The sequence below is a fragment of the Methylobacterium sp. CM6246 genome (assembly GCF_054818005.1).
The window spans coordinates 2,030,096-2,052,719 of sequence record NZ_JBTXKY010000001.1; the positions used below are offsets into that span (position 1 = coordinate 2,030,096).

General features: G+C 69.1%; 19 protein-coding genes. 8 read left to right on the forward strand and 11 right to left on the reverse strand.

Going from position 1 to position 22,624, the window contains the following annotated elements:
• The first annotated feature begins 5 nt into the window (after nt 1-5).
• Nucleotides 6-779 (forward strand): DUF1223 domain-containing protein, encoded by a 774-nt coding sequence (locus tag ACYQPG_RS10035; RefSeq protein WP_147907075.1) that lies wholly within the window; start codon nt 6-8, stop codon nt 777-779.
• Between the two features lie 9 nt (nt 780-788).
• On the opposite strand, the gene ACYQPG_RS10040 is transcribed toward ACYQPG_RS10035, so the two are convergent.
• Complete coding sequence (locus ACYQPG_RS10040; protein ID WP_147907076.1) at nt 789-1,013, reverse strand: hypothetical protein; 225 nt, start codon at nt 1,011-1,013, stop codon at nt 789-791.
• Nucleotides 1,014-1,091: 78 nt separating this feature from the next.
• On the opposite strand from ACYQPG_RS10040, the gene ACYQPG_RS10045 reads away from it, so the two are divergent.
• Nucleotides 1,092-2,057 (forward strand): DUF1194 domain-containing protein, encoded by a 966-nt coding sequence (locus ACYQPG_RS10045; RefSeq protein ID WP_461230839.1) that lies wholly within the window; start codon nt 1,092-1,094, stop codon nt 2,055-2,057.
• Nucleotides 2,058-2,194: 137 nt separating this feature from the next.
• Nucleotides 2,195-3,718, forward strand: coding sequence for a UxaA family hydrolase (locus ACYQPG_RS10050; RefSeq protein ID WP_461232447.1), 1,524 nt, complete (start codon nt 2,195-2,197; stop codon nt 3,716-3,718).
• Between the two features lie 108 nt (nt 3,719-3,826).
• Here ACYQPG_RS10050 and ACYQPG_RS10055 read toward each other — a convergent pair whose 3' ends face one another.
• Entirely contained in the window at nt 3,827-4,873 is a 1,047-nt protein-coding gene (locus tag ACYQPG_RS10055; protein WP_147907078.1) for a saccharopine dehydrogenase family protein, read from the reverse strand.
• Nucleotides 4,874-5,084: 211 nt separating this feature from the next.
• On the opposite strand from ACYQPG_RS10055, the gene putA reads away from it, so the two are divergent.
• A complete protein-coding gene (gene putA, locus ACYQPG_RS10060) occupies nt 5,085-8,771 on the forward strand; it encodes a trifunctional transcriptional regulator/proline dehydrogenase/L-glutamate gamma-semialdehyde dehydrogenase (protein ID WP_461230840.1) in 3,687 nt (1,228 codons plus the stop codon).
• 4 nt (nt 8,772-8,775) lie between these two features.
• Here the strand turns inward: putA and ACYQPG_RS10065 are convergent, their stop codons facing one another.
• The 7 genes from ACYQPG_RS10065 to ACYQPG_RS10095 all read right to left on the reverse strand — a co-directional run bounded on the left by ACYQPG_RS10065 (nt 8,776) and on the right by ACYQPG_RS10095 (nt 17,402).
• Nucleotides 8,776-10,368, reverse strand: coding sequence for an ABC transporter substrate-binding protein (locus tag ACYQPG_RS10065; RefSeq protein WP_147907080.1), 1,593 nt, complete (start codon nt 10,366-10,368; stop codon nt 8,776-8,778).
• Between the two features lie 197 nt (nt 10,369-10,565).
• Entirely contained in the window at nt 10,566-10,859 is a 294-nt protein-coding gene (locus tag ACYQPG_RS10070) for a DUF2218 domain-containing protein (RefSeq protein ID WP_039902563.1), read from the reverse strand.
• A 580-nt stretch (nt 10,860-11,439) separates the two neighbouring features.
• A complete protein-coding gene (locus ACYQPG_RS10075) occupies nt 11,440-12,714 on the reverse strand; it encodes an MFS transporter (protein ID WP_246692207.1) in 1,275 nt (424 codons plus the stop codon).
• A gap of 117 nt (nt 12,715-12,831) precedes the next feature.
• Nucleotides 12,832-14,424: a gamma-glutamyltransferase family protein gene (locus ACYQPG_RS10080; protein ID WP_461230841.1), complete on the reverse strand. Its 1,593-nt coding sequence runs from the start codon at nt 14,422-14,424 to the stop codon at nt 12,832-12,834.
• A 120-nt stretch (nt 14,425-14,544) separates the two neighbouring features.
• Complete coding sequence (locus ACYQPG_RS10085; RefSeq protein ID WP_147938859.1) at nt 14,545-15,303, reverse strand: SDR family oxidoreductase; 759 nt, start codon at nt 15,301-15,303, stop codon at nt 14,545-14,547.
• A gap of 115 nt (nt 15,304-15,418) precedes the next feature.
• The gene (locus tag ACYQPG_RS10090) at nt 15,419-16,633 is read right to left on the reverse strand and encodes an ABC transporter substrate-binding protein (protein ID WP_461230842.1); all 1,215 of its coding nucleotides are present in this window, start codon (nt 16,631-16,633) and stop codon (nt 15,419-15,421) included.
• A gap of 175 nt (nt 16,634-16,808) precedes the next feature.
• Entirely contained in the window at nt 16,809-17,402 is a 594-nt protein-coding gene (locus ACYQPG_RS10095; protein WP_147907129.1) for a cupin domain-containing protein, read from the reverse strand.
• A gap of 173 nt (nt 17,403-17,575) precedes the next feature.
• Here ACYQPG_RS10095 and ACYQPG_RS10100 point away from each other — a divergent pair, with 173 nt between their 5' ends.
• Genes ACYQPG_RS10100 through ACYQPG_RS10115 form a run of 4 tightly spaced genes read left to right on the forward strand, consistent with a single transcriptional unit; the run spans nt 17,576 to nt 21,028 of the window.
• Nucleotides 17,576-18,343, forward strand: a complete 768-nt coding sequence (locus tag ACYQPG_RS10100) for an ABC transporter substrate-binding protein (RefSeq protein ID WP_147907086.1) — start codon at nt 17,576-17,578, stop codon at nt 18,341-18,343.
• A gap of 5 nt (nt 18,344-18,348) precedes the next feature.
• Complete coding sequence (locus ACYQPG_RS10105) at nt 18,349-19,002, forward strand: amino acid ABC transporter permease (RefSeq protein WP_461230843.1); 654 nt, start codon at nt 18,349-18,351, stop codon at nt 19,000-19,002.
• Nucleotides 18,999-19,730 (forward strand): amino acid ABC transporter ATP-binding protein, encoded by a 732-nt coding sequence (locus tag ACYQPG_RS10110; RefSeq protein ID WP_461230844.1) that lies wholly within the window; start codon nt 18,999-19,001, stop codon nt 19,728-19,730. The genes ACYQPG_RS10105 and ACYQPG_RS10110 overlap by 4 nt, the downstream gene beginning before the upstream one ends.
• Before the next feature lie 8 nt (nt 19,731-19,738).
• Nucleotides 19,739-21,028 (forward strand): NAD(P)/FAD-dependent oxidoreductase, encoded by a 1,290-nt coding sequence (locus ACYQPG_RS10115; protein WP_461230845.1) that lies wholly within the window; start codon nt 19,739-19,741, stop codon nt 21,026-21,028.
• A gap of 40 nt (nt 21,029-21,068) precedes the next feature.
• Here ACYQPG_RS10115 and ACYQPG_RS10120 read toward each other — a convergent pair whose 3' ends face one another.
• Together ACYQPG_RS10120 and ACYQPG_RS10125 are read right to left on the reverse strand one after the other, a co-directional pair.
• Nucleotides 21,069-21,704 (reverse strand): class I SAM-dependent methyltransferase, encoded by a 636-nt coding sequence (locus tag ACYQPG_RS10120; protein WP_461230846.1) that lies wholly within the window; start codon nt 21,702-21,704, stop codon nt 21,069-21,071.
• A gap of 102 nt (nt 21,705-21,806) precedes the next feature.
• A complete protein-coding gene (locus ACYQPG_RS10125; protein WP_147907090.1) occupies nt 21,807-22,565 on the reverse strand; it encodes a DeoR/GlpR family DNA-binding transcription regulator in 759 nt (252 codons plus the stop codon).
• Nucleotides 22,566-22,624 lie beyond the last annotated feature (59 nt).

The following is a 22,624-nucleotide window of genomic DNA, read 5'->3' on the forward strand; positions in this document are numbered from 1 at the left end:
GATCGATGACGCATCGGCACCGCGCCCGTACCAGGACCGGCGAAAGCCGCGCGCTGTGCGCTGCCGCGCTGCTGTGCGCGGTCTCGGCTTCGGCGCAGGCGCGGGCGGAGCCGGTCCGCGCCGTCGTGGAGCTGTTCACCAGCCAGGGCTGTGGCGCCTGCCGGAGTGCCGACCCCGTGATCCGCGACCTGGCACGCCAGCCCGGCGTGGTCGCGCTGACCCTGCCGGTGACCTACTGGGATTATCTCGGCTGGAAAGACACCCTGGCGATGCGGCCTCTGACCGAACGTCAGCGCGCCTACGCCAGGGCTCGCGGCGCCCGGCAGGTCTTCACGCCGCAGATCGTGGTCGACGGCAGCGGCTTCGCGGTCGGATCGGATCGAGCGGCCCTCGAACGCTTGATGCGCGAGGCGACGCAGCACGGCGGTCTGCCGATCCCGGTCCGCGGCGAGATGCATGGCGACCGGATCACCGTCGAGGTCGGCGCTGCGCCGGACACCAGGACCGACACCCGCGGCGATGTCTGGCTCGTGCCCGTGCTGCGGAGCCGCGCCATCGCAATTCAGGGCGGGGAGAACGGCGGCCGGACGGCCACCTATGTCAACGTCGTGCGCGGCATGCAGCGTCTCGGCACCTGGGCCGGCCAGCCGACGCGGTTCGATGTCCCGTGCACCATGGCGGAGATCGCCGAGGCCGACAGCTGGGTCGTTCTGGTACAGAGCGCCGCCGAAGGCCGCCCGGGCCGTATCCTCGGCGCCGCCAAGGGCCCGGGCCTGTAGGGCTACGGTCTACTTCTGCAGGGTGATCGGATCGATCGGGCGGCGGCCCTGCTGGCGGCGGCGTTCTTCCGAGGCGTGCGCCAGGGCGCCGAGCTTCGCATCCAGGCGCTCGGAGGACCGGCCGACCAGCTCGATGGTCCCGTCGAGGAGCCGACTGGTCAAAGCGACGGTGCCCGTCACCCCGCCGACCACGACAGCCCTCGTGACGCGGCCGATCCACTTGAAGATACGCATTGTCGGTTTCGAGCTTTCCCGGTTTCGGCGCCTGATGCACCTCACCACGCGGAGATAGAGCGGACAGCCCGGTGCCCGATGCGACCGAAGGCGGCGTCGCCCGCGCCCGGGGCAACGGAACCTTCCCGCAATGCGGTCGGAGCCAGCATCGCCGATGAGCCCGCCGCTTCGACTACGGAGAGGCGCCGCCGCTCCTATCGCTTGGAAGCCGGGCGCCGGTGTCGCATATGCGGTGCCGGTGGCACCGAACCAGCCCGGCGGCAGGCTCGTTGCACGCCCGAGGTGGTCCGCCGGACCGTGCGGACGCCCATCACCGGGTTTTCGGCCATGCGGCGACGCCATCTGCTCTCCGGGATGCTCGCCACGCTGTCGCTGACGGCGCGGCGGGCCACCGCCGCGGAGACCGGGGTCGATGTTCTCCTGGTGCTCGCGGTCGATGTCTCGCTGAGCATCAGCGCGTCGCGATTCGAGTTGGAGCGACGGGGCTATGCCGAAGCCTTCGGCGACCGGCGCGTCCTGCAGGCGATCGCCGAGGGGAAGCGCGGGCGCATCGCTGTGGCGCTGTTCGATTGGGCGGGGCCCGGTGAGCAGCAGGTCGCGGTCGACTGGATGACCATCGCTTCGGCCGCCGATGCCGCCACCTTCGCCGCGCGGCTGGCCGGAGCATCGCGCCCCTTCTACGGCCGGACCGCCATCGGGTCGGCGATCGGTTTCGCGTCCATGCTCATCGATAGCTCGCCCTACCGCGCAGAGCGGACGGTGATCGACATCTCCGGGGACGGCACCAGCAATTCCGGCCGCGCGATCGCCGAAGCCCGGGATGCCGCCGTGGCGCTGGGCACCACGGTCAACGGCATCGTCATCCTCACCGATCCCACCGGGATGCCGGGGTATTTGAAAGAGCACACCAATCCCCCAGACGGGCTGGCCGCCTACTACCGGGAGACCGTGATCGGCGGGGAAGGAGCGTTCGTCATGACCGCGCAGAGCTTCGAGGCATTCGGCCGGGCGCTCATCGCCAAGCTGGTGCGCGAGATCTCCTGATACCAGCCGACGACATCCGGGCTCCCGCGTCACCCGCGGTTCTCGCGCCCTGCGTGCAGGGGCGCTAGGTTTCCCGTGAACGCGCCCGGCGAGGCGCGACTCAGGGAGGAAGTCCGATGCTGGTCACGGCCGACAGGCTGTCCGCCTATCCCGTCATCACCCTGCGGCCGGACGACGGCGTCGCGGTCGCCAGGACTGCGATCGAGCCGGGCACGCCGGTCGCCCCGGGCGTGATGGCCGTCGAGCGGATCCTGCCCGGCCACAAGGTCGCGGTCCGTCCCCACCGCTCGGGCGAGGCTGTGACCAAGTACGGACAGATCATCGGCTTCGCCAAGGACGACATCGCGGCCGGCCGGCACGTCCACGTGCACAATCTCGGCATGGGCGAGTTCGCTCGCGACTACGCGTTCGGGGTCGATGCGCGCCCGACCCGGCTGGTCGCGCCACCCGCGACCTTCCAGGGCATCCGCCGCCCGGACGGGCGGGTGGCGACGCGCAACTATGTCGGCATCCTGACCTCGGTGAATTGCAGCGCGCATGTCGCCGACCTGATCGCGGACGCGTTCCGGCGCCACCCGATCCTCGGCCTCGATCCGCTGGCCGCTTACCCGAATGTCGACGGCGTCGTCGCGCTGACCCATAAGACCGGCTGCGGCATGGCCATGGGTGAGCCGCTGCGGCTCCTGCGCCGGACGCTCGCGGGCTATGCCCGCCACGTCAACTTCTCGCACATCGTGATGATCGGGCTCGGCTGCGAGGTGAACCAGATCGGCGCCTTCCTGGAGGAGCAGGGCCTGGGCGACCGGATCCGCAGCATGAACATCCAGACGCTCGGCGGCACGCGCAAGACCGTCGAGGCCGGCATCGCGTTCGTCACGGGAATCCTGGCCGAGGCGAACGTGGTGCAGCGGGAGACCGTGCCGGCGAGCGAGCTGATCGTCGCCCTGCAATGCGGTGGCTCGGACGGCTATTCCGGCGTTTCCGCCAACCCGGCGCTCGGGATCGCCAGCGACCGCGTGGTCGAGAACGGCGGCACCGTGATCCTGTCGGAAACCACCGAGACCTACGGGGCCGAACACCTGTTCACCCGGCGCGCTGTGTCCCCGGAGGTTGGCCAGAAGCTCGTCGATCTGATGCGCTGGTGGGAAGAGTACACCCGCCGGGAGGGCTCGGAGATCGACGCCAACCCGTCCCCCGGCAACAAGGCCGGCGGCCTGACCACAATCCTGGAAAAGTCGCTGGGTGCCATGGCCAAGGCTGGCAGCACCAACCTGATCGACGTGGTCCGCTACGCCGATCCAGTCATCGCCAAAGGCTTCGTGTTCATGGACACCCCCGGCTACGATCCGGTCTCTGCGACCGGGCAGGTGGCCGGCGGGGCGAACCTCGTGTGCTTCACCACCGGGCGCGGCAGCGTGTTCGGCTGCAAGCCGTCCCCGTCGATCAAGATCGCGACGAATTCGACCATGTACCGGCGGCTCGAGGAGGACATGGACGTCAATTGCGGCACGATCCTCGACGGCGAGGAAAGCGTCGAGCAGGCCGGCCAACGGATCTTCGAGCTGATCCTTCGGGTCGCCAGCGGCGAGCGGACGAAGAGCGAGCAGTTCGACTTCGGATCGTCGGAATTCGCCCCCTGGCAGCTCGGCGCAACCGTCTGATTTGACGGCGATCGAAGTCTCAATTGCCGTTGCGAGCGTAGCGGAGCCACTTCGGAGAATGGGCCCTCCGGAGATCGCGCTGTTCGAACGACACGCCCGGATGCGAGATCAGAGATCCATCCGCACGACGTTTGGAAAACCCAGGATGAAATCCGCCCCGAAGGCGGTGACCGGCGTGTGGAACCCGGCCGGGATCCCACCCGCCGCCACGCGCCGGGCGACTTCCAGCGCTGTCAGGACGGTGAGCGTATACCCCTCGGGGGTCTCCATCCGGCTTGCCGCGCGCCTGCCGTTCTCATCCCAGGCCTCGGCCAGGAACGTGCTGCGCGCCGTCGCCCGCGCGGCCGCCGACGGGCCCTCCGGCAGGCGGTCGATGCCGCGATTGATGAGGCGCTGCACCGTGCCGCCGGCGATGATCCGCCGGAAGCCAGCAGGCAGGCCCGCTGCGGCAGACATGGCGGGGAGCGCCTCGAAGAACACCTCGATGTTGGGGACCCGCGTCGAGTACCACGCGCTCGACACGTCGCCCCAGCCGAGCCCCACCGTGCGCCGAGGTCCGCGGCCGAAATCCGCGCTCCCGCGGGGCGGGCTTGGCAACTCGACGATGCGGCCGGCGCGCCGCACCCGCGTGCCCCAGGCGATGCCCTCGACCATGGTGCGGGCCGTCCCGCGGCTGAAGCCACCGAAACCGCCGATGGAGATCCGCAGGTTCGTGGCGCCGGGTAGCCGGCCGGCCACGTGGGCGGCCAGGCAATCGCTCGGCACAACGTCGAAGCCGGCGGCGGGCAGCAGCACGATGCCGGCCGCCTGCGCATCGGCGTCCCGGGCGGCGAGCGACTCCAGCACGTCGATCTCGCCGGTGATGTCGACGTAGTGCGTCCTTGCGGCCAGGCACGCCTCGGCCATGGGGCGGGCCGTCCTGGAGAAGGGTCCGGCGGCGTGGATCACCGCGGCGACGCCGGCGAGCGCGTCCCGCAGCCGGTCCGGGGCATCGAGGGGGGCCGCCCTCCAGTCGAGCCCGAGCCGGTCGGCCAGCGGTCGCAGCTTGTCCGGATCGCGGCCGGCCAGGATCGGGCGAAGGCCCTGCACACGGGCATGTTCGGCCAGGAGCGTCCCGGTGTAGCCGGTGGCTCCGTAGATCAGGATCGCGGTCATGACCGTCCCTCTATCATGGCCCGAGCAGGAGGGGACTGCGTACGGCCGTCCGTCACATGGCGGCCGGTCACATGGCGAACCTGGCAGGTGCGCGAGACCCGTGCGCTGAGCGGCACCCGATCCGCGTCGGCAGCCACCTTTCGGGACGATGCCCCGGAGACGTAGCCTGGTGCACGCAGGCGTTGAGTCTTTTCAGCCCGAGGGAGCGAACATGCCAGAATCAGGCGTTCTGCACCGTCCCGCCGTCCCGACGGACGACCCGTTCACGGCCTTCGCGGACGACGTGGTCTCCCTGTCGCCACTCCGGGCCGCGATGGTCGCGGCGTGTCGGCGCCCCGAGCCGGATTGCGTGGCGCCGCTCCTCGATCTCGCCCGCTTGCCGCCCGACGCGGCCGGGCGCGTCGCCGACATGGCCCGGCGTCTGGTGGAAGGGCTACGTCGCAACACCCGCCGCGGCGGCGTCGAAGGCCTGATCCACGAATACGCGCTCTCCAGTCAGGAGGGCGTGGCGTTGATGTGTCTCGCCGAAGCGCTGCTGCGCATTCCCGACGCCGCCACCCGCGATGCGCTGATCCGGGACAAGATCGCCGGTGGCGACTGGGCCGCGCATCTCGGCCACAGCCCGTCGCCCTTCGTGAACGCCGCGACCTGGGGCCTGCTGGTGACCGGCCGGCTCACGGCGACACGCAGTGAATCCGGGCTGTCGGCGACGCTGACCCGCCTGATCGCGCGCGGCGGTGAACCGCTGATCCGCAAGGCGGTCGATCTCGCCATGCGGCTGATGGGCGAGCAGTTCGTCACCGGGCGCGACATCGGAGAGGCCCTGCGCAACGCCGCCCGGATGGAGGCGAGGGGGTTCACCTACTCCTACGACATGCTCGGCGAGGCTGCCCTCACCGCCGAGGACGCGGACCGTTATCTGAGCGCCTACCAGGAGGCGATTCGAGCGATCGGGGATGCGTCTGCCGGGCGCGGCGTCCTCTTGGGGCCGGGCATCTCGATCAAGCTGTCGGCGCTTCATCCCCGATACACGAGATCCCAGCGCGGGCGCGTGATGGCGGAACTGGCGCCCCGCATTCGGGACCTCGCCCGTCTCGCCAAGCGCTACGAGATCGGTCTCAACATCGACGCCGAGGAGGCCGACCGCCTCGACCTGTCCCTCGCCATCCTCGAGACGCTGGTCTTCGACCCGGGTCTCGCCGGATGGGATGGGCTGGGCTTCGTCGTACAGGCCTACGGCAAGCGCTGCCCATTCGCGATCGATGTGCTGATCGACCTGGCCCGGCGCAGCCGGCGGCGGCTGATGGTTCGTCTGGTAAAGGGCGCGTACTGGGACAGCGAGATCAAGCGCGCGCAGGTGGAGGGGCTCGCGGACTTCCCAGTCTTCACCCGCAAGCTGCACACGGACGTGTCCTACCTCGCTTGCGCGCGAAAGCTCCTCGCCGCACCCGAGGCGATCTTTCCACAATTCGCCACCCACAACGCACAGACGCTGGCCAGCATCGTCGAGATGGCGGGCCCCGATTTCCGCCTCGGGCGATACGAATTCCAGTGCCTGCACGGCATGGGGGAGCCGCTCTACGAAGCGGTGGTCGGCGGGGCCGACCTCGACAGGCCGTGCCGGATCTACGCGCCGGTGGGCACCCACGAGACCCTGCTGGCCTATCTCGTGCGGCGGCTCCTCGAGAACGGCGCGAACAGCTCCTTCGTGAACCGGGTCGGCGACGTGTCCGTGCCGGTGGACGCGCTGATCGCCGATCCCGTCGCCGCCGTCGCGGCGATGCCGGTCCCGGGCGCACCGCACGAGCGGATCGCCCTGCCACGCGATCTCTACGGACTCAGCCGTGCCAATGCCGCGGGCCTCGACCTGGCCGACGAGGCCGTCCTGGGCCGACTCGCTGCGGCGCTGGCGGAAAGCGGGAGGACGCCCTGGCGCGCCGTGCCGTCGGGGGCCGATCCGGCCTCAGCCGATACGCCCGTGCACAACCCCGCCGACCATCGGGACGTGGTCGGGACAGTCCGCGCCGCGTCGGTCCCCGCCATCGAGGCGGCGCTCGCCCGGGCGGAGGCGGCAGCCGAGACCTGGGCGGCGGTGGAGACCGAGACGCGCTCCGCGCGTCTGCGCACCGCGGCCGACGCCTTCGAGGCACGGATGCCGGTGCTGATCGGGCTGATCGTGCGCGAGGCCGGCAAATCCTCCGCCAACGCCGTCGCGGAGATCCGCGAGGCCGTGGATTTCCTGCGCTACTACGCGGCCGAGGCCGAGCGGACTCTCACCGGCCCGCACGCCCCGCTCGGTCCGGTCGTCTGCATCGCCCCCTGGAACTTCCCGCTGGCGATCTTCGTCGGGCAGGTCGCCGCCGCCCTGGCGGCCGGCAACCCGGTCCTGGCCAAGCCCGCCGCGGAGACGCCGCTCACGGCCTGGGAGGCGATCCGCTTGCTGCACGGCGCCGGCATCCCGGAGGATGCCCTGCAGATCCTTCCGGGGGCCGGCGACGTCGGGGCGGCCCTGGTCGGCGACGCCCGCGTGCAGGGCGTGATGTTCACCGGCTCGACCGGCATCGCAAAGACGATCCAGGGACGTCTCGCCGAGCGCCTGGGCTGCGACGGCGAGCCGATCCCGCTCGTCGCGGAGACGGGCGGTCAGAACGCCATGGTGGTCGATTCCTCCGCCCTGGCCGAGCAGGTGGTCGCCGACGTCATCGCTTCGGCGTTTGATTCCGCCGGCCAGCGCTGCTCGGCCCTGCGTATCCTGTGCCTTCAGGAGGAGATCGCGGACCGTACCGTGGACATGCTGCGGAGCGCCATGCGCGAGCTGGTCGTCGGCGATCCCCGCCGGCTCGCAGTCGATGTCGGCCCTGTCATTACCCAGGCGGCGGCCGAACGCCTGAACAAGCATGTCGAGACGATGCGGGGACGCGGCTTCGCCATCCACCAGGTTTCGCTGCCGGCCGAGACGGCGAACGGCACCTTCGTTCCGCCCACGCTCATCGAGATCACCCGCGTCGCGGATGTCGAGCATGAGGTGTTCGGGCCGGTCCTGCATGTCCTGCGGTACGCGCGCCACGATCTCGGCCGCCTGTTGGACGAGATCGACGCCACCGGTTACGGCCTGACGTTCGGCCTCCAGACCCGCATCGACGAGACTGCCGACCGGATTCTCGACCGCGTCGGGGCCGGCAACCGCTACGTCAACCGCAACGTCATCGGCGCGGTGGTCGGCGTCCAGCCCTTCGGCGGGTCCGGGTTGTCCGGTACCGGGCCCAAGGCCGGCGGTCCGCTTTATCTCGGCCGCTTGCTGAAGCGGCCGCCGGCTTCCGCGCTCGATGGTCTTGAGGGCTCAGGCGATTTGGGCCGACGCTACGCGGCGTGGCTGCGAGTCCGTGGGTTCGGCCCGCTCGCCGACACCGTTGCAGCGTTGCCTCCGATCCAGGGCGCGGAGATTGCGCTCGCCGGGCCGGTCGGGGAGCGCAATCTCTACGCGTTGCGCCCACGCGGGCGCGTCGCGGCGATCGCCGAAACAGAGCGCGGCCTGATCCTTCAACTCGGTGCGATCATCGCCACCGGCAACCGCGCCGTGGTGCTGAGTCCGGACAGGATCTTCGCGATCTTGGCCGAGCTACCGGCCGAACTCGCGGCCCGGGTCGAACGCGCGGCGGATCTCAGGCAGGCCGGCGAGGTCCGGGCGGTGCTGTACGAAGGCGGACCCGAGGGTTTGCAGGCGCTGAACCGCGCCATCGCCCACCGTCCCGGCCCGATCCTTCAGGTTCAGGCCCGCGCAATCGACGCGCTTGCGGCAGGCGACCTGTATGCGCTCCCTGGCTTGATCGAGGAGCGCTCGACCGCGATCAACACCACGGCCGCCGGTGGCAATGCCAGCCTTCTGGCGATCGGCTAATCGATCAGGCCGACCGGCGCAGGTTCCAGAACAGCGGCAAACCAGTGAGCATACCGTCCAGGTCGCGCCGGTAGGCGGTGGGCTGGAAATACTGGCCGCACGGAATGTAGGCGCCGACCTCCAGGGCCCGGGCCTGGATGGTCGCCGCCAAGGCCTTCTGGGCGCCGACATCCGGGGCTGCGAACCACGCGGCGCGCATCTCCTCCAGGGGCGCATCCGTCAGCCAACTCGGGACGCCGGCCCGGCCGTTGCCGCGGGCCGCCAAGTGGTAGGCCGGCGAGATCATGTCGAGCCCACCGGAGAAGATGCCGAACATCGACCAACCGCCCTGGTCGAGCGGCTTCGCATTGAGGATCCGCTGATTCACCGTGCCCCAGTCGGTGGAGACGACGTCGAGGTTCATCCCGAGCTTACGGCAGAGGTCGGCCATCACCTCGCAGACCGCGTTGATCCGCGGCACGTCGGTGCCCGCCAGCAGCACGACCCGCTCGCCGTTGTAGCCGGCCGCCGCCAGCGCCCGCTTGGCGCCTGCGAGGTCGCGCGGACCGGTGAACACCGACATCCCAGCCTCCGAAGCCATCGGGCCGCCGGGGGTGAAGATGCCCGCGGGACCGCGCCGGATCGACGGATCGCTGCCTGCGACCGCGTCCATCATCTCGTTCTGATCGACGGCCGACAGGAGCGCCCGGCTGATCGCGGGATTGTCGAAGGGCGGCAGGGTATGGTTGAGGCGGATCTGCCCGATCAGGCCGGTCGTCTCCACCAGTTCGACGCGCACGTCCCGCTGGCGCAGCAGATCGGGCACGAGGTCGACCAGCGGCTGCTCCCACCAATCGATCTCGCCCGAACGCAGGGCGCCGGCCGCGGTGGCGCCATCGGGGATCGTACGCCATTCGATCCGGTCGAAATGCGCGATCCGGGGGCCGGCGGTGAAGCTCGGCGTGCCGTCCTCGCGGGGCCGGTAAGCCTCGAACCGGCGGTAGACGTTGAGGGAGCCCGGTACGCGCTCGGTCGCGACGTAGCGATAGGGCCCGCTGCCGACGATCTCCGCCACGGCTTGCGTGGCCGGCGTCGCGCTCAGCCGTTCCGGCATGATCACCGGCAGGTAGGAGGTCGGCTTTGCCAGGGCGTCCGGGAGAAGCGGGAACGGCTTCTTGAGCCGGAACTGCACAACGGTGTCGGACGGGGCCGAGAGTTCGTCGACGGTGGAAAACAGCGCGCCCCCGAAGGCATCGCGCCCGGACCAGCGCTTGAGGCTCGCCACCACGTCGCGGGCGAGAACCGGGGTGCCGTCGTGGAAGCGTAGGCCGTCGCGCAGGGTCAGCCGCCAGGTCAAACCGTCCGGCGATACGTCCTGGCTCCCGACCATCTGCGGCTGCGCGCGGTAGGACGCATCCAGGCTGTACAGCGTGTCGAACACCATCAACGCGTGCGTGCGTGTGACGTAATTCGTGGTGATGATCGGATCGAGCAGAGCGAGGTCTGCGTAAGGCACGAAGCGGAGTGTCGTGGCTGAGGCCGCCCGGACCAGGGCAGGGCGTGCCATGGCTCCGGCCATCAAGGCGCCAGCGCCTCGCAGCAGAGTGCGTCGCTTCATACCGTCGTCCCGCTCCGATCCAGGGTTGCCGACGCGGATCCGCGCAGCGCTTCCCGGTTGCAAAGCCTACGCCAGCAGCCGGACCCTTACCGGTCAGGATTGAGACAGCCGTCCCGGTCTGAAGCCAGACGGCCCATATCGGAACGCGACCGCTCGCGCGTCCTCAGGATTCGCGCCCCGGCAACGTCGGCGACAGCTCAGGCGGCGCGGGACCAGCGGATATCGCCGAGGCTCTCGCGGAAGGCGAAGCGGGCAAGGTGATCAGCGACCACGTTCTCGAGCCGGGTGAGGTTGACCGGGTCGGCGCTGTCGATGCGCATCACCAGGGCATCGGGTTCGGCGTCGAAGGTGCAGACGCGGTCCTCGCCGAACGGCACGGTGCCGTGCTCGGGCGTCGCCTCGACTTTGAACTTGTGGCTCCAGTGCCGGCACAGCTGCTGCAGGTAGCGGCTTGCCTCGGCGGTCTGCACGCGGGCCTGAGAGGTCGGCATTCCGTGGGTCTCCAGAAAAGTGAACGCGGTCATCGGTGGACGGAGCGTTGCGATATCTCGCACATGCGAGATGAACACATCCTGAGCAAGGACTATGCCCGGGCTCACGAGGCTGCCCCCGATCGCTGCCTGAAGGGTCGGCTCGATGCGTTAGCAGTCGTTTAACGGCCGGCACGGCGACCGCCGAACTCGGCGCCGCGTGGCTGTCCTGCACCCCTCGACGTGCCGAATTATGGCGCGCCGCACAAATTCAATCGCGCCGATCGGAGTGTTGAGGCGAAGTCCGCCTGCGAGCGACTTCGCCATCGGGACCGCTTGCGCGACGTTGGCCGAACTCGAACGGTGTCCCATCGTCAGCCGAGATCGGAAGTGCGATCGAGGCGTGGCAACGACGGTATAGCAGAGGATGTCCTGGGCCGGTCCTGCGGTATCTGCCCCTGCAAACCCCTGACGGTTCTGTCCTCATGCGCCTGGATCACGGCCGGACAGCTGCCTCACCCCCGGATCAGGCTCCGTAGGGCACGCCTCGGCTCAATTGGACGCGGCAGCCGATGCCAACGTCAGACCGAGAAAACCCAGATCATCGCAATCCAAATTTCCGACGGACCAGCACCAGGCACGTGAGGCTGATTCCGGCCGCGAACATCAGGAAGAAGCTGGGCGCGAGCGGCGTGTGTGTGACCGCGATCAGGCTCTCGATCCAGAACGGTGCGAAGCCGCCGAAGACCGTCACGCCCACGTTGTAGCTGATGTTCATGCCCGTGCTGCGGGTGCGTGTCGGGAAGATCTCGGCCATGAGCGCCGGCAGGGCCGCGCTGTAGCTCGCCTTCAGGCCGCCGATCAGGGCGAGCACCGGCACGATGACGAGCAGCACCGGATAGCTGATCAGCAGCGCGAAGGCGGGAAACATCAGTACGAACACCGCGATCACCACGATCCGCATGATCGGTGTCCGGCCGACCGTGTCCGACCAGTGCCCCACCAGCGGTGCGACTGTCATCAGCATGACGGCGCCCACGAACGACGCCAGGAAGCCGATCCAGGATGGCAGGCCGAGTTGCTTGACGGCGTAGGTCGGCGTGTAGCTGATCATGTAGTTCAGCGCCGTGGAGGTCGCCACGAGCCCCGTCGCCAGCAGCATGTTCAGCCATTGCTGTCCGAACAGGTCGCGTACGGGTGAGCGCGCGTCGCCCGTCTCGGCCGAGGCCTCGAATTCGGGCGTCTCCGCGATGTTACGACGGATGTAGAGGCCCACGGGACCGATCAGCAGCCCGAACGCGAACGGCAGGCGCCAGCCCCACGCGGCGATCTGGTCCGGGCTCAGCGTGGCGCTCAGGATGACCCCGGATAAGGCCGCCAGAACGCTCGCCAGACCCTGGCTGGCGAACTGGAAGCTCGCGAAGAAGCCTTTTCGCGTCGGCCCGTGCTCGACCATGAAGGCGGTCGACGCGCCGAATTCGCCACCGACCGAGAAACCCTGGATCAGCCGTGCCACCAGCACGCCGACCGAGGCCAGGATGCCGATCGATTCGTAGGACGGCATCACGACCATCATGAAGGTCCCGACCATCATCAGCATGATCGACAGCATCAAAGCGGGTTTGCGGCCGGCTCTGTCCGCATAGAGGCCGAGTACGATCGCCCCGAGCGGGCGCATTAGGTACGAGATGCCGAAGCTGCCGAGGGCGATCAGCAGCGACGTGGTCGGGTTGCTGGTCGGGAAGAACAACTTCGAGATCGTGACGGCGAAGTACAGGTACAGCGTCAGATCGTAGAACTCGAGAGCGTTTCCGATCGAGGATGCAATCACCGCCTTGTACATTTGCGATGTACCGCGGACGGGTGTTGCGCTCACGGCCGCGTCCGGTGACGACATATGCTGCTCGATCTCGGTTGGATGAGGCGCGCGCCGTGACGGGCGCCGCTTCAGCGCGCGTCGCAGCGGGGTTTTCAGACGTCGCCGGGCGAGGCTCTAGAATCCGCCGGCATGGCCGTCCTTGCGGGGATCGGAGCCGCCGACGTAGCCGCCCTCGATCCGGCGCACGAGCTGCGCGCCCCCGAACCCGAAGGCGGAATCCGGCGGCTCTCGGACGAGTTCGTGGCCGCGCGCCTCCAGGTCGCCCAGCGTCGAGGCCGGGAACGTGGTCTCGACCGCCACCTGCAGGCCGGCGACGTGGCGCCAGCGGGGCGCGTCCACCGCCGTCTGCGGATCCTGCCCCCACACCTGGGTTCGCACCACAATCTGCACGTGGCCCTGCGCCTGGATCGGCCCGCCCATGAAGCCGAACGCCATCAACGGCGCGCCGTTCTGCATCACGAAGCCTGGGATGATCGTGTTGAACGGACGCTTGCTCGGCCCGACCTGGTTGGGATGGCCCTCGGCCAGGGTGAAGCCGTATCCACGGTTCTGCAGGCTGATGCCCGTCTCCGGGACCACCACGCCGGACCCGAAGCCCGAATAATTCGACTGGATGTAGGAGACCATCATGCCGCCCGCATCGCCGGTGGCGAGGCACACGGTCCCGCCCTCGTTCGGCGCTCCATGCCCGAACACCTGCGCGCGCCGACGGTCGATCAGCGCCGCCCGCGACGCCAGGTAGCCCGGGTCCAGCAGATGGTCGTGGGTGACCTTGGTCATGTGCCGAAGGTCGGCCGCGTAGGCGTAGACGTCCGCGAAGGCGAGCTTCATGGCCTCGATCTGGAGGTGGAGCGCGTCCGCGCCGTCGACCGGCAGATCTTCGAGGCCGGCCGCCCGGAGGATACCGAGGGCCATCAGCGCCGCGATGCCCTGACCGTTCGGCGGGATCTCGTGCAGGCTCACGCCGCCGAAATCCTGATGAATGGTGCCGCACCAATCCGCGCTGTGCTCGGCAAGGTCGCCCTCGTCGAGCGCCGCCCCGTGCGCGCGGGCGAAATCCGCGATCCGGTGCGCCAACGCGCCCCGGTAGAAGCTGTCGCCGCGCGTCTCGGCGATCGACCGGAGCGTGCGCGCGTGGCCGGGCGACCGGAAAAGCTCACCGGCGGCCGGCGTGCGCCCGTCCGGCATAAAGGTGGCCGCAAAGCCGGGCTGGTTCTTCAGTTCCGCCGCGCCGCGCCGCCAGAGCTCGGCGATGACCGGCGAGACGAGGAAGCCCGCCTCGGCGTAATCGATGGCCGGCTCGAACAGGCGCTCGAACGGCAGCTGGCCGAAGCGCCGCGATAGCTCGACCCAAGCCGAGACTGCGCCCGGGACCGTGACGGTGTCCCAGCCGCGATGCGGAAACGCCGTGTGCCCGGCGTAGCGTTCAGGCGTCCAACCAGCCGGCGAGCGGCCGGACGCATTGAGCCCGTGGAGCTTGCCGTCGTGCCAGAGGATGCAGAAGGCGTCCGACCCGATGCCGTTGCCGGTGGGCTCGACCACCGTGAGCGCGATGGCCGCCGCCAGCGCCGCGTCGAGGGCGTTGCCGCCCTGTTGCAGCATCCGCAACCCGGCCTGCGTGGCGAGCGGCTGCGACGTGGCGACGAGATTGCGCGCGAAGACGGGCGAGCGCCGGGAGGCGTAGAGCGCATCGTGTCGGTACTGCATATCGGCCTCGTGGACGTCTCCGGCTGCCAGAACCAATCTCAGCAAGCCTCGTGCCCTTCAAGAGGGCCGCGTCGAGCAGCGGAATCCAATATCCCGACGACCGGGCGCGGTCTTCCCCGCTCAGAGCTTGATCCCTTCGAGATAGCCGCGATTCCATGTCGGGCTGATCAGGATCTCGTTGACGCAGACGGTCGCCGGGAGGCGGGCCACGAATAGGATCGTCTCGGCGAGATCCTCCGATTGCAGCATGCGCGCCCTGTCGTCCGCCGTGACCGGAACGGGACGCTTGTCCAGGATGGGCGTCGCCACCTCACCGGGGCAGATGCAGCAGGAGCGGATGCCATGTCCGCATTCCTCCTGGTTCAGGCTCTCGGAGAGCGCGACCAGCCCGTGCTTGGCCGCCGAGTAGGCCGGACCCGTCAGCTTGGACACGTAACGGCCGGCCCATGACGAGACCTGAATGATCAGGCCGCCCTTCTGGACGCGCATCGTCGGAAGCACGGCCCGGGATGCGTAGAAGGGGCCGTTGAGATCCACGCCGATCACCGCGTCGATGTCGGCGTGCGAGATCTCGCTCCAGGACCGGTTCGGCACGTTGAGACCGGCGGAGTTCACCAGGATGTCGCAGCCTTGATAGGCCGCGTGGACCGCCGCCCAGGCGCGCTCGACGTCGTCGGCGCGGCCCATGTCGGCGGGCGCTATCAGGGCCTCGCCACCCGCGGCGCGGACCAGTTCCGCAGTGTGCTCCAGGGCGTCCGCCCGGCGCCCCGTAAGGGCCAGCCGCATCCCGGCCTTGGCGAGCGCCACCGCGGCGGCCTGTCCGATGCCGGACCCGGCTCCCGTCACCCAGGCGACCTGTCCTCTGATATCGCGCAGCATGTCGAGCGCTCTCCCGAACGTCTTTCGTCGAGGGCCGCGGCCGTGCCTGCGCCGGACGGCGTCCCAGGGTCTACCGGTTGCCGATCCCCGGCTCCCGGAAGCTCATGCGCCGAGCCTATTGCGCGGCGGCCAGGGGACACCCCCCGTCGGCGAGGGGGCGGAACGCCTGCTCGGCCGGGATGGTGTCGAGGAGCTTGTACAGGTCCCATTCGCCCTTCGATTCGGCGGGCGCCTTCACCTCGAACAGGTACATCGGGTGCAGCTTGCGGCCATCGACCCGGATCGAGCCCTTGCCGAACAGCGGATCGTCGGTGGGGTTGGCCTTCATCCAGGCCATGGTCGTCTGCGGATCCTTCGACTTCGTCGCCGCGACGGCCTTCAGGTAGTGTAGGAGGCCGGCATAGACGCCCGCCTGGTTCATCGTCGGCATGGCGCCGTTGTGGCGCGGCGCGAAACGCTCGGAGAAGGCGCGCGTGCCGGGGTTGAGATCCCAGTAGAAGGACTCGGTCAGCACCAGTCCGCGGGCCGTCTGCAGGCCGAGCGAATGCACGTCCACCGCGTAGACGAGCAATGCCGCCAGGGTCTGACCGCTCTCCGTCAGACCGAACTCGTGGGCCTGCTTGACGGCGTTGATCGTGTCGCCGCCGGCGTTGGCGAGCCCGACCACCTTCGCCCCCGACGCCTGCGCCTGAAGCAGGAACGACGAGAAGTCCGTGGCCGGGAACGGCACCTTGGCGGCACCGAGCACGCGGCCCCCGCCCTTCTGGACGACCGCGGAGGCCTCGTTCTGGAGCGAGATCCCGAACGCATAGTCGGCGGTGAGGAAGTACCAGGACTCGCCCCCGCGCTTGAGCATCGCGCCGGCCGTGCCGTGCGCGAGGGCATAGGTGTCGTAGGTCCACTGGATTGTATTGGGCGAGCAGGCCTTGCCGGTCAGATCCGTGGTCCCGGCGCCGGAATCGATGAAGATCCGGTTCTTTTCGCGCGTGACCTGGCTGACCGCCAAGGCCACCGAGGACGTCGGCACGTCGAAGATCGCGTCAACCCCGTCGCGATCGTACCATTGCCGCGCGATGGCGGCGCCGACATCCGGCTTGTTCTGGTGGTCGGCGGAGACGAGATCGACCCGCACGTCGGCGTCGGTCTTGGCGAAATCCTCGATCGCGAGCCGCGCGGCGACCACTGACCCCTGGCCTCCCGTATCGGAGTAGACCCCCGACATATCGTTCAGGACACCCACCTTCACGGTGATCGGCTCCACCGCGGCTGCCCCGGCCATCGCGCCGCAGGCGATCGCGGCCGAGAGGACGCAGCTGCGGATCAGCGCCATGGTGGACCTCCCGTGGAATGCTTCTCTTTGTGAGTGCTACGAGGGCACGTGCTACAACTCAGCGTCAAGACCGATCGCCATGGTCTGCGAGACACCGAGCCGAAGTCTCGTTCCGCCGGCGCGGATCGCGGCCCGGACGGCTGCGCTTATCCGCGCGCGCGCGCACTGCGGCCCTTCACGGATCCGGTGTTCGATCCGCCCCCAAGGCGTTGACCCACAGGACGACGGCACGCGTCCGGCCGTCCGGATTGCCGAACCGGTGCGGCCGATGGCTTGCGAAGCGGAAGCTGTCGCCGGCGGCGAGGTCCAGCGTCCGGGCTTCCACCACGAGGGTCAGACGCCCCTCGAGCACAAGTCCGGCCTCCTCGCCGTCGTGGCTGAACAGCTCGTCGCCCGTGCTGGCCTTCGGCTCGAGCACCATGTGGAACAGGCTGAGGCTCGGCGTCCTGCCCGCGGGCGTCAGCAGTTGCTTGGTGATCCCGGCGCGCCAGAGCTTGAGTTCCGCCCGGTCCCGCTCGAACACCACGATCGGGTCGGGGTCCTTCTCCGGGGCGGTCGTCTCGAACAGGCCGCCGATCCCGGTCTGGAGCGTGTCGGCGAGCAGGGCCAGGACGCGCAGGGACGGCGAGGACAGGCCGCGCTCTACCTGGCTGATGAACCCGATCGAGAGCCCGGTGCTGGCCGCGACCTTCTCCAGGGACAGCCGTCGCTCCTGGCGCAGGGCGCGCAGCCGCTGGCCCACGGCCCGGTCCACGGGATCGGCCGCCATCGGTTCGACTTTGGGCCTGCTCACCGCAGCGTCATCCTGGAGAATCCGTGCCATCTTCATGCACGTGAAATCATCTTGCGTCGAGCCGCGAACCGTGCGGTAATCTTCACGAATATGAAAACAGACGAGCGATAGCGCAGAGCCGCGCTATGCAAGTGTCGAGGATCCGCGCCATGAGACGCCTGCTTCCAAGCCTGGGCTTGAGCCTCGCCCTCCTGATCGCCGGCCCGGCCAGGGCCGAGCCGCCCCTGAGGGTCGGCGCCACGCCGACCGGCTTGCCGTTCACCTTCCTCGACACCAAGACCAACACGATCCAGGGGGTCATGGTGGATCTCGTGAACGCGGTCGGCAAGGAGGCCGGCTTCGCCGTCGCAGTCGAGCCCCTACAATTCTCGACCCTGATCCCGGCGCTCACCGCCTCGAAGATCGACATCATTTCGGCGGCGATGTTCATCACGCCCCAGCGCAAGGAGATCGTGTCTTTCTCGGCCCCGGTCTACAGCTACGGCGAGGGATTGATCGTCCCGAAGGCCGACACCAAGGACTACACGTCCTTCGCCGACCTGAAGGGTGAGACCGTCGGCGCCCAGGTCGGCACCGCCTTCGTCGATCCGTTAAAGAAGTCGGGCCTGTTCGCCGAGGTGAAGATCTACGACGCGATCCCGGACATCATCCGAGACGTGAATTCCGGGCGGCTGAAGGCCGGCTTCGCCGACGCTCCAATCCTGGCCTACTACGTCAAGCAGGGGATGTTTCCCGGCGTCCGGCTGGTCGAGACCCTCAAGCCGACCGTCGTGGCCGCGGTGGGCATCAGCGTGCGCAAGGCCGACACCGCCCTGCTCGCCAAGATCGACGCCGCGCTCGCCAAGCTGAAGGCCGACGGGACCCTTGAGAAGATCCTGACAAAGTGGGGTCTGCCGCCCTCGGCCGACCGGTCCTGAGCTTCATGCGCGAGTTCCTGGCCGACGCGCAGGATTATCTGCCGATCCTGTTCCAGGGCGTGCAGCTTACGGTTCTGATCACCCTGGCTTCCCTTGTCGTCTCGACCGTCCTCGGCCTTTTCTGGGCGGTGCTGCGGGTCTCCGGCATCGCCGTGCTGGCGGGGTTCAGCGCGGTGATGATCAACATCCTGCGCGGCATCCCGATCATCGTGCAGCTTTTCTACATCTACTTCGTGCTGCCGGATTTCGGCCTGTCGCTCACGGCGGTGCAGGCAGCGATCATCGGGCTCGGAATCGCCTATTCTGCCTATCAGGCCGAGAACTTCCGGGCCGGTATCGAGGCGGTGGACCGCGGGCAGGTCGAGGCTGCCCTGTCGATCGGTATGGGCTGGTGGATGACCATGCGTCGGGTGATCCTGCCCCAGGCGATCAAGATCGCGTTGCCGCCCTACGGCAACATCATGATCATGATGCTCAAGGATTCGTCGCAAGCCTCGACCATCACGGTCGCGGAACTCGCCCTCCAGGGCAAGCTCATCGCCTCCTCGACGTTCAAGAATACCAGCGTCTACACCATGGTGGCGCTGATGTACTTGGCGCTGAGCCTGCCGCTGATCCTCCTGGTGCGCCACCTCGAAGCGAAGGGGCGCCACCGGTGATCGTTCTCCAGGATGTGCACAAGCATTACGGCTCGCTGGAAGTGATCAAGGGCGTCTCGGCCGAGGTCACCAAGGGCGAGGTAGTCTGCATCATCGGGCCGTCGGGTTCCGGCAAGTCGACGCTGCTGCGCTGCATCAACGGGCTCGAAGCCTATGACGGCGGCGAGATCCGGGTCGACGGCCAGCGCGTCGACCGGGACAAGCGGAGCATCCAAGCGGTGCGGACCCGCGTGTCCATGGTGTTCCAGCGCTTCAACCTGTTCGCCAACCGCACCGCGCTGGAGAACGTCGTCGAGGGGCCCATCCACGTGAAGCGGGAGCCCCGCGCCGAGGTCGAAGAGCGCGCTCGGGCGCTGCTCGCCCGGGTCGGCCTCGCCGGCAAGGAGGACGCCCGGCCCGACGCGCTGTCCGGCGGCCAGCAGCAGCGCGTCGCCATCGCGCGGGCCCTGGCCATGCGTCCCGAGGCGATTCTGTTCGACGAGCCGACATCGGCCCTCGATCCGGAGCTGGTCGGCGATGTCCTGCGGGTGATGCGCGGGCTGGCGGACGAGGGCATGACCATGATCGTCGTGACCCACGAGATCGGGTTCGCCCGGGAAGTCGCCGATCGCGTGCTGTTCCTCGACGGCGGTCGCCTGGTCGAGCAGGGGCCGGCCGCCGAGATCCTCAATCGCCCGCAACACCCGCGCACCCAAGACTTCCTGCAGCGCGTGCTGCATCCGCTCTAGGGATTACCGTGGCCGAACCGTTTCCCCTCGCTCCGTCGCTCTGGGCCACCACCGCACCACCGGGACCCGAGACGCCGCCCCTGTCCGAATCCGGGCACGCCGATGTGGTGATCGTCGGCGGCGGCTTCTGCGGCCTCTCGACCGCCCTGCACCTCGCCGAGCGCGGGATCCGACCGGTCGTGCTGGAGGCTCGCGAAGTCGGCTTCGGCGGGTCCGGGCGCAACGGCGGCCAGGTGATCCCGGGCCTGAAATATGATCCCGCCGACCTCGTCGCCAAGTTCGGGCACGAGCGCGGCGAGCGGCTCGCGCGCTTTGCGGGAAGCACCGCCGACACGGTCTTCGACCTGATCGCCCGACACACGATGGACGTGCCGCACCAACGCGCCGGCTGGATCCAGGGCGCGCATACCGAGGCCGGGCTCGTCGAGGTCGCGCGCCGGGCGGAGCAATGGGCCGGGCTCGGTGCGCCGACCCGGGTCCTCGACAAGTCCGAGACCGCGCGGCTCCTCGGAACGGAGCGATACCTGGGCGGCTGGCTCGACGGCCGTGGCGGTGCGGTCCAGCCGCTGAGCTACGCCCGCGGTCTCGCTCGCGCTGCATTGAAGGCCGGCGCCGCCATCCACGGAGGCAGCCCCGTCACCGGTTTGTCCCGCACCGGATCGACCTGGACCGTCACGACCGCCCAGGGCGCGCGGCTCTCGACCGAGCGGGTCGTCCTGTGCACCAACGGCTACACGGGCGGGCTTTGGCCCGGGCTCGCGCAGACCGTGATCGCGGCGAATTCCTTCCAGGTTGCCACGAAGCCGCTCTCGGACAACCTCCGCCGCTCGATCCTGCCCGAGGGGCAAGTCTCGTCGGACACGCGCAAGCTCCTGCTGTATTTCCGCCTCGACCATACCGGCCGCCTGCTGATGGGCGGCCGTGGGCCGTTCCGCGAGCCGCGCAGTGCCCGCGACTGGGCTCATCTCGAGCGCATTGTCGGCAAGCTGTTCCCGCAGCTCGACGGGATCGCGTTCGACCATCGCTGGTGCGGCCGGGTGGCGATCACGCAGGATTACTTGCCGCATCTCCACGAGCCCGCGCCCGGGCTCCTCATCGACATCGGCTGCCAGGGGCGCGGTGTCGGCCTTCAATCCACCATGGGGCGGTTGATCGCCGATTACGTCGTGACCGGGGATCCGGACCGTCTGCCACTGCCGCTGACACCGGTCGCACCGCTGCCGCTGCACGCGTTCCACCGCCTGTACGTCTCGGCCATCATCGCCTGGTACCGGCTCAGCGACGGCGGCATCCGCTGACGCGGACGCTCGGATTCACCCTGCCGGTCCGGACGGGCTGTCAGGCCGGCCCTGTCCATCCGATGACCGCCGTCAGCGGGTCGCCCGAGCCTGCCGCGCGCTTCAGGATGCGGGTCTCGACGCGCGCGAAGCCCGCGCGCTGCAGGTATAGGTTGACCAGCTGCGCGTGCCCCTCGCCGTCGAGCGCGCTCCAGATCGCAACCGCCTTGGTCGGGAAGCAGCGGTTCGAGAAACTGATGATCACCGGTGCGCCGGGGCGCAGGATGCGGGCGACCTCGGACAGGACAGCCACGGGGCGTTGTAGGTACTGCACCGAGACGCACATCAAAGCCGCGTCAACGCTCGCCGTGTCGAGCGGTAGGCGCGGCTCGGCGTTGAGGTCCTGCACGAAGTACCGGGCCAGGCGCGGGTTGGCGGCCAGCTCCGCCGCGTTCATGCCGTGGCCGATGACGCTTTCGTAGGCGACCTCGTCCGGCAGGTGGCTAATCCAGCTCGACATCAGGTCGAGGACGATGCCGCCCGCAGGCACGACCGCGCGGTAGAGGTCGGTCACGGCGGCGATCGCGGCCGCGTCGATGTGGGTGACCAGCCGCGGCTGCGCGTAGAACAGCGGATCGGGATGGTGGTCGGGCTTGGCGAATGCCTCCGGCGGCAGCTCCGGCAGGTCCTGGGTCATGATCGGTCCATCTTTGTCGGCCGCAGCACCGGGATCGCACACCGCGCGCTGTGATCCGACCGTCCCGCCGCTTGATCGCGTCCGCCAACGGCGCCGCGTCGATCAGGTGCCGGCGACGATGATGGAGGCGCCTGCGTCCGCGAGGTGCCGCCGCTGGTCCGGTGGAACTGTCGCGTCGGTGACCAAAGTCCAGCGCCGTGGGAGCGGAGCCCAGGCCATCTGCTCCGCGCGCCCGAGCTTGCCAGCGTTGGCCAGCACGATCGTCTCGCGCGCCTGCGCGATCATCACGGATTTGAGCGCGACCTGATCGAGGCTCGCCTCGCACAGGCCGCGTCCAGCGACCACGCCGTCCGCACTCATCACCGTTCGATCCGCGGTCATCCTCTGCAGGGCTTCGACGGCGAGAGGGCCGACGGTGCTCATGCTCGTGGCTCTCAGGCTGCCGCCGAGGACGACGAGATCGATTCCGGGCGCCTGCGCCAGGCAGGGCAGCAGCGCCAGATTGTTCGTGATGATGCGCAGCCGTCGATCGAGCAGGAGGCGCCCGAAGGCCGTGACCGTCGAGCCGGCATCGAGGATGAGGGTCTCGCCATCCGCGATGAGTGCGAGCGCCGCCCGGGCGATCGCTTGTTTCTCGGGGCCGTTGATCGCCGACCTCTGGTCGAGAGTGGTCTCGGGCATGGCCCCGGCCAGGATTGCGCCGCCGTAGGTCCGTCGCACCGCCTTGGTGTCGGAGAGGTGCTGCAGATCGCGCCGGACGGTCGAGGCTGAGACGCCGAACCGTCGGGCGAGATCGTCCACATCGATCTCACCGAGCCCCAGCGCCTCCAGCAGCCGCGCCCGGCGTTCCGTACCGCGCATAGCCCTGCTCTTCCTACCTGCCCGCGACAGGAGGCGCTTCCATCCGTCCCGACGATCCT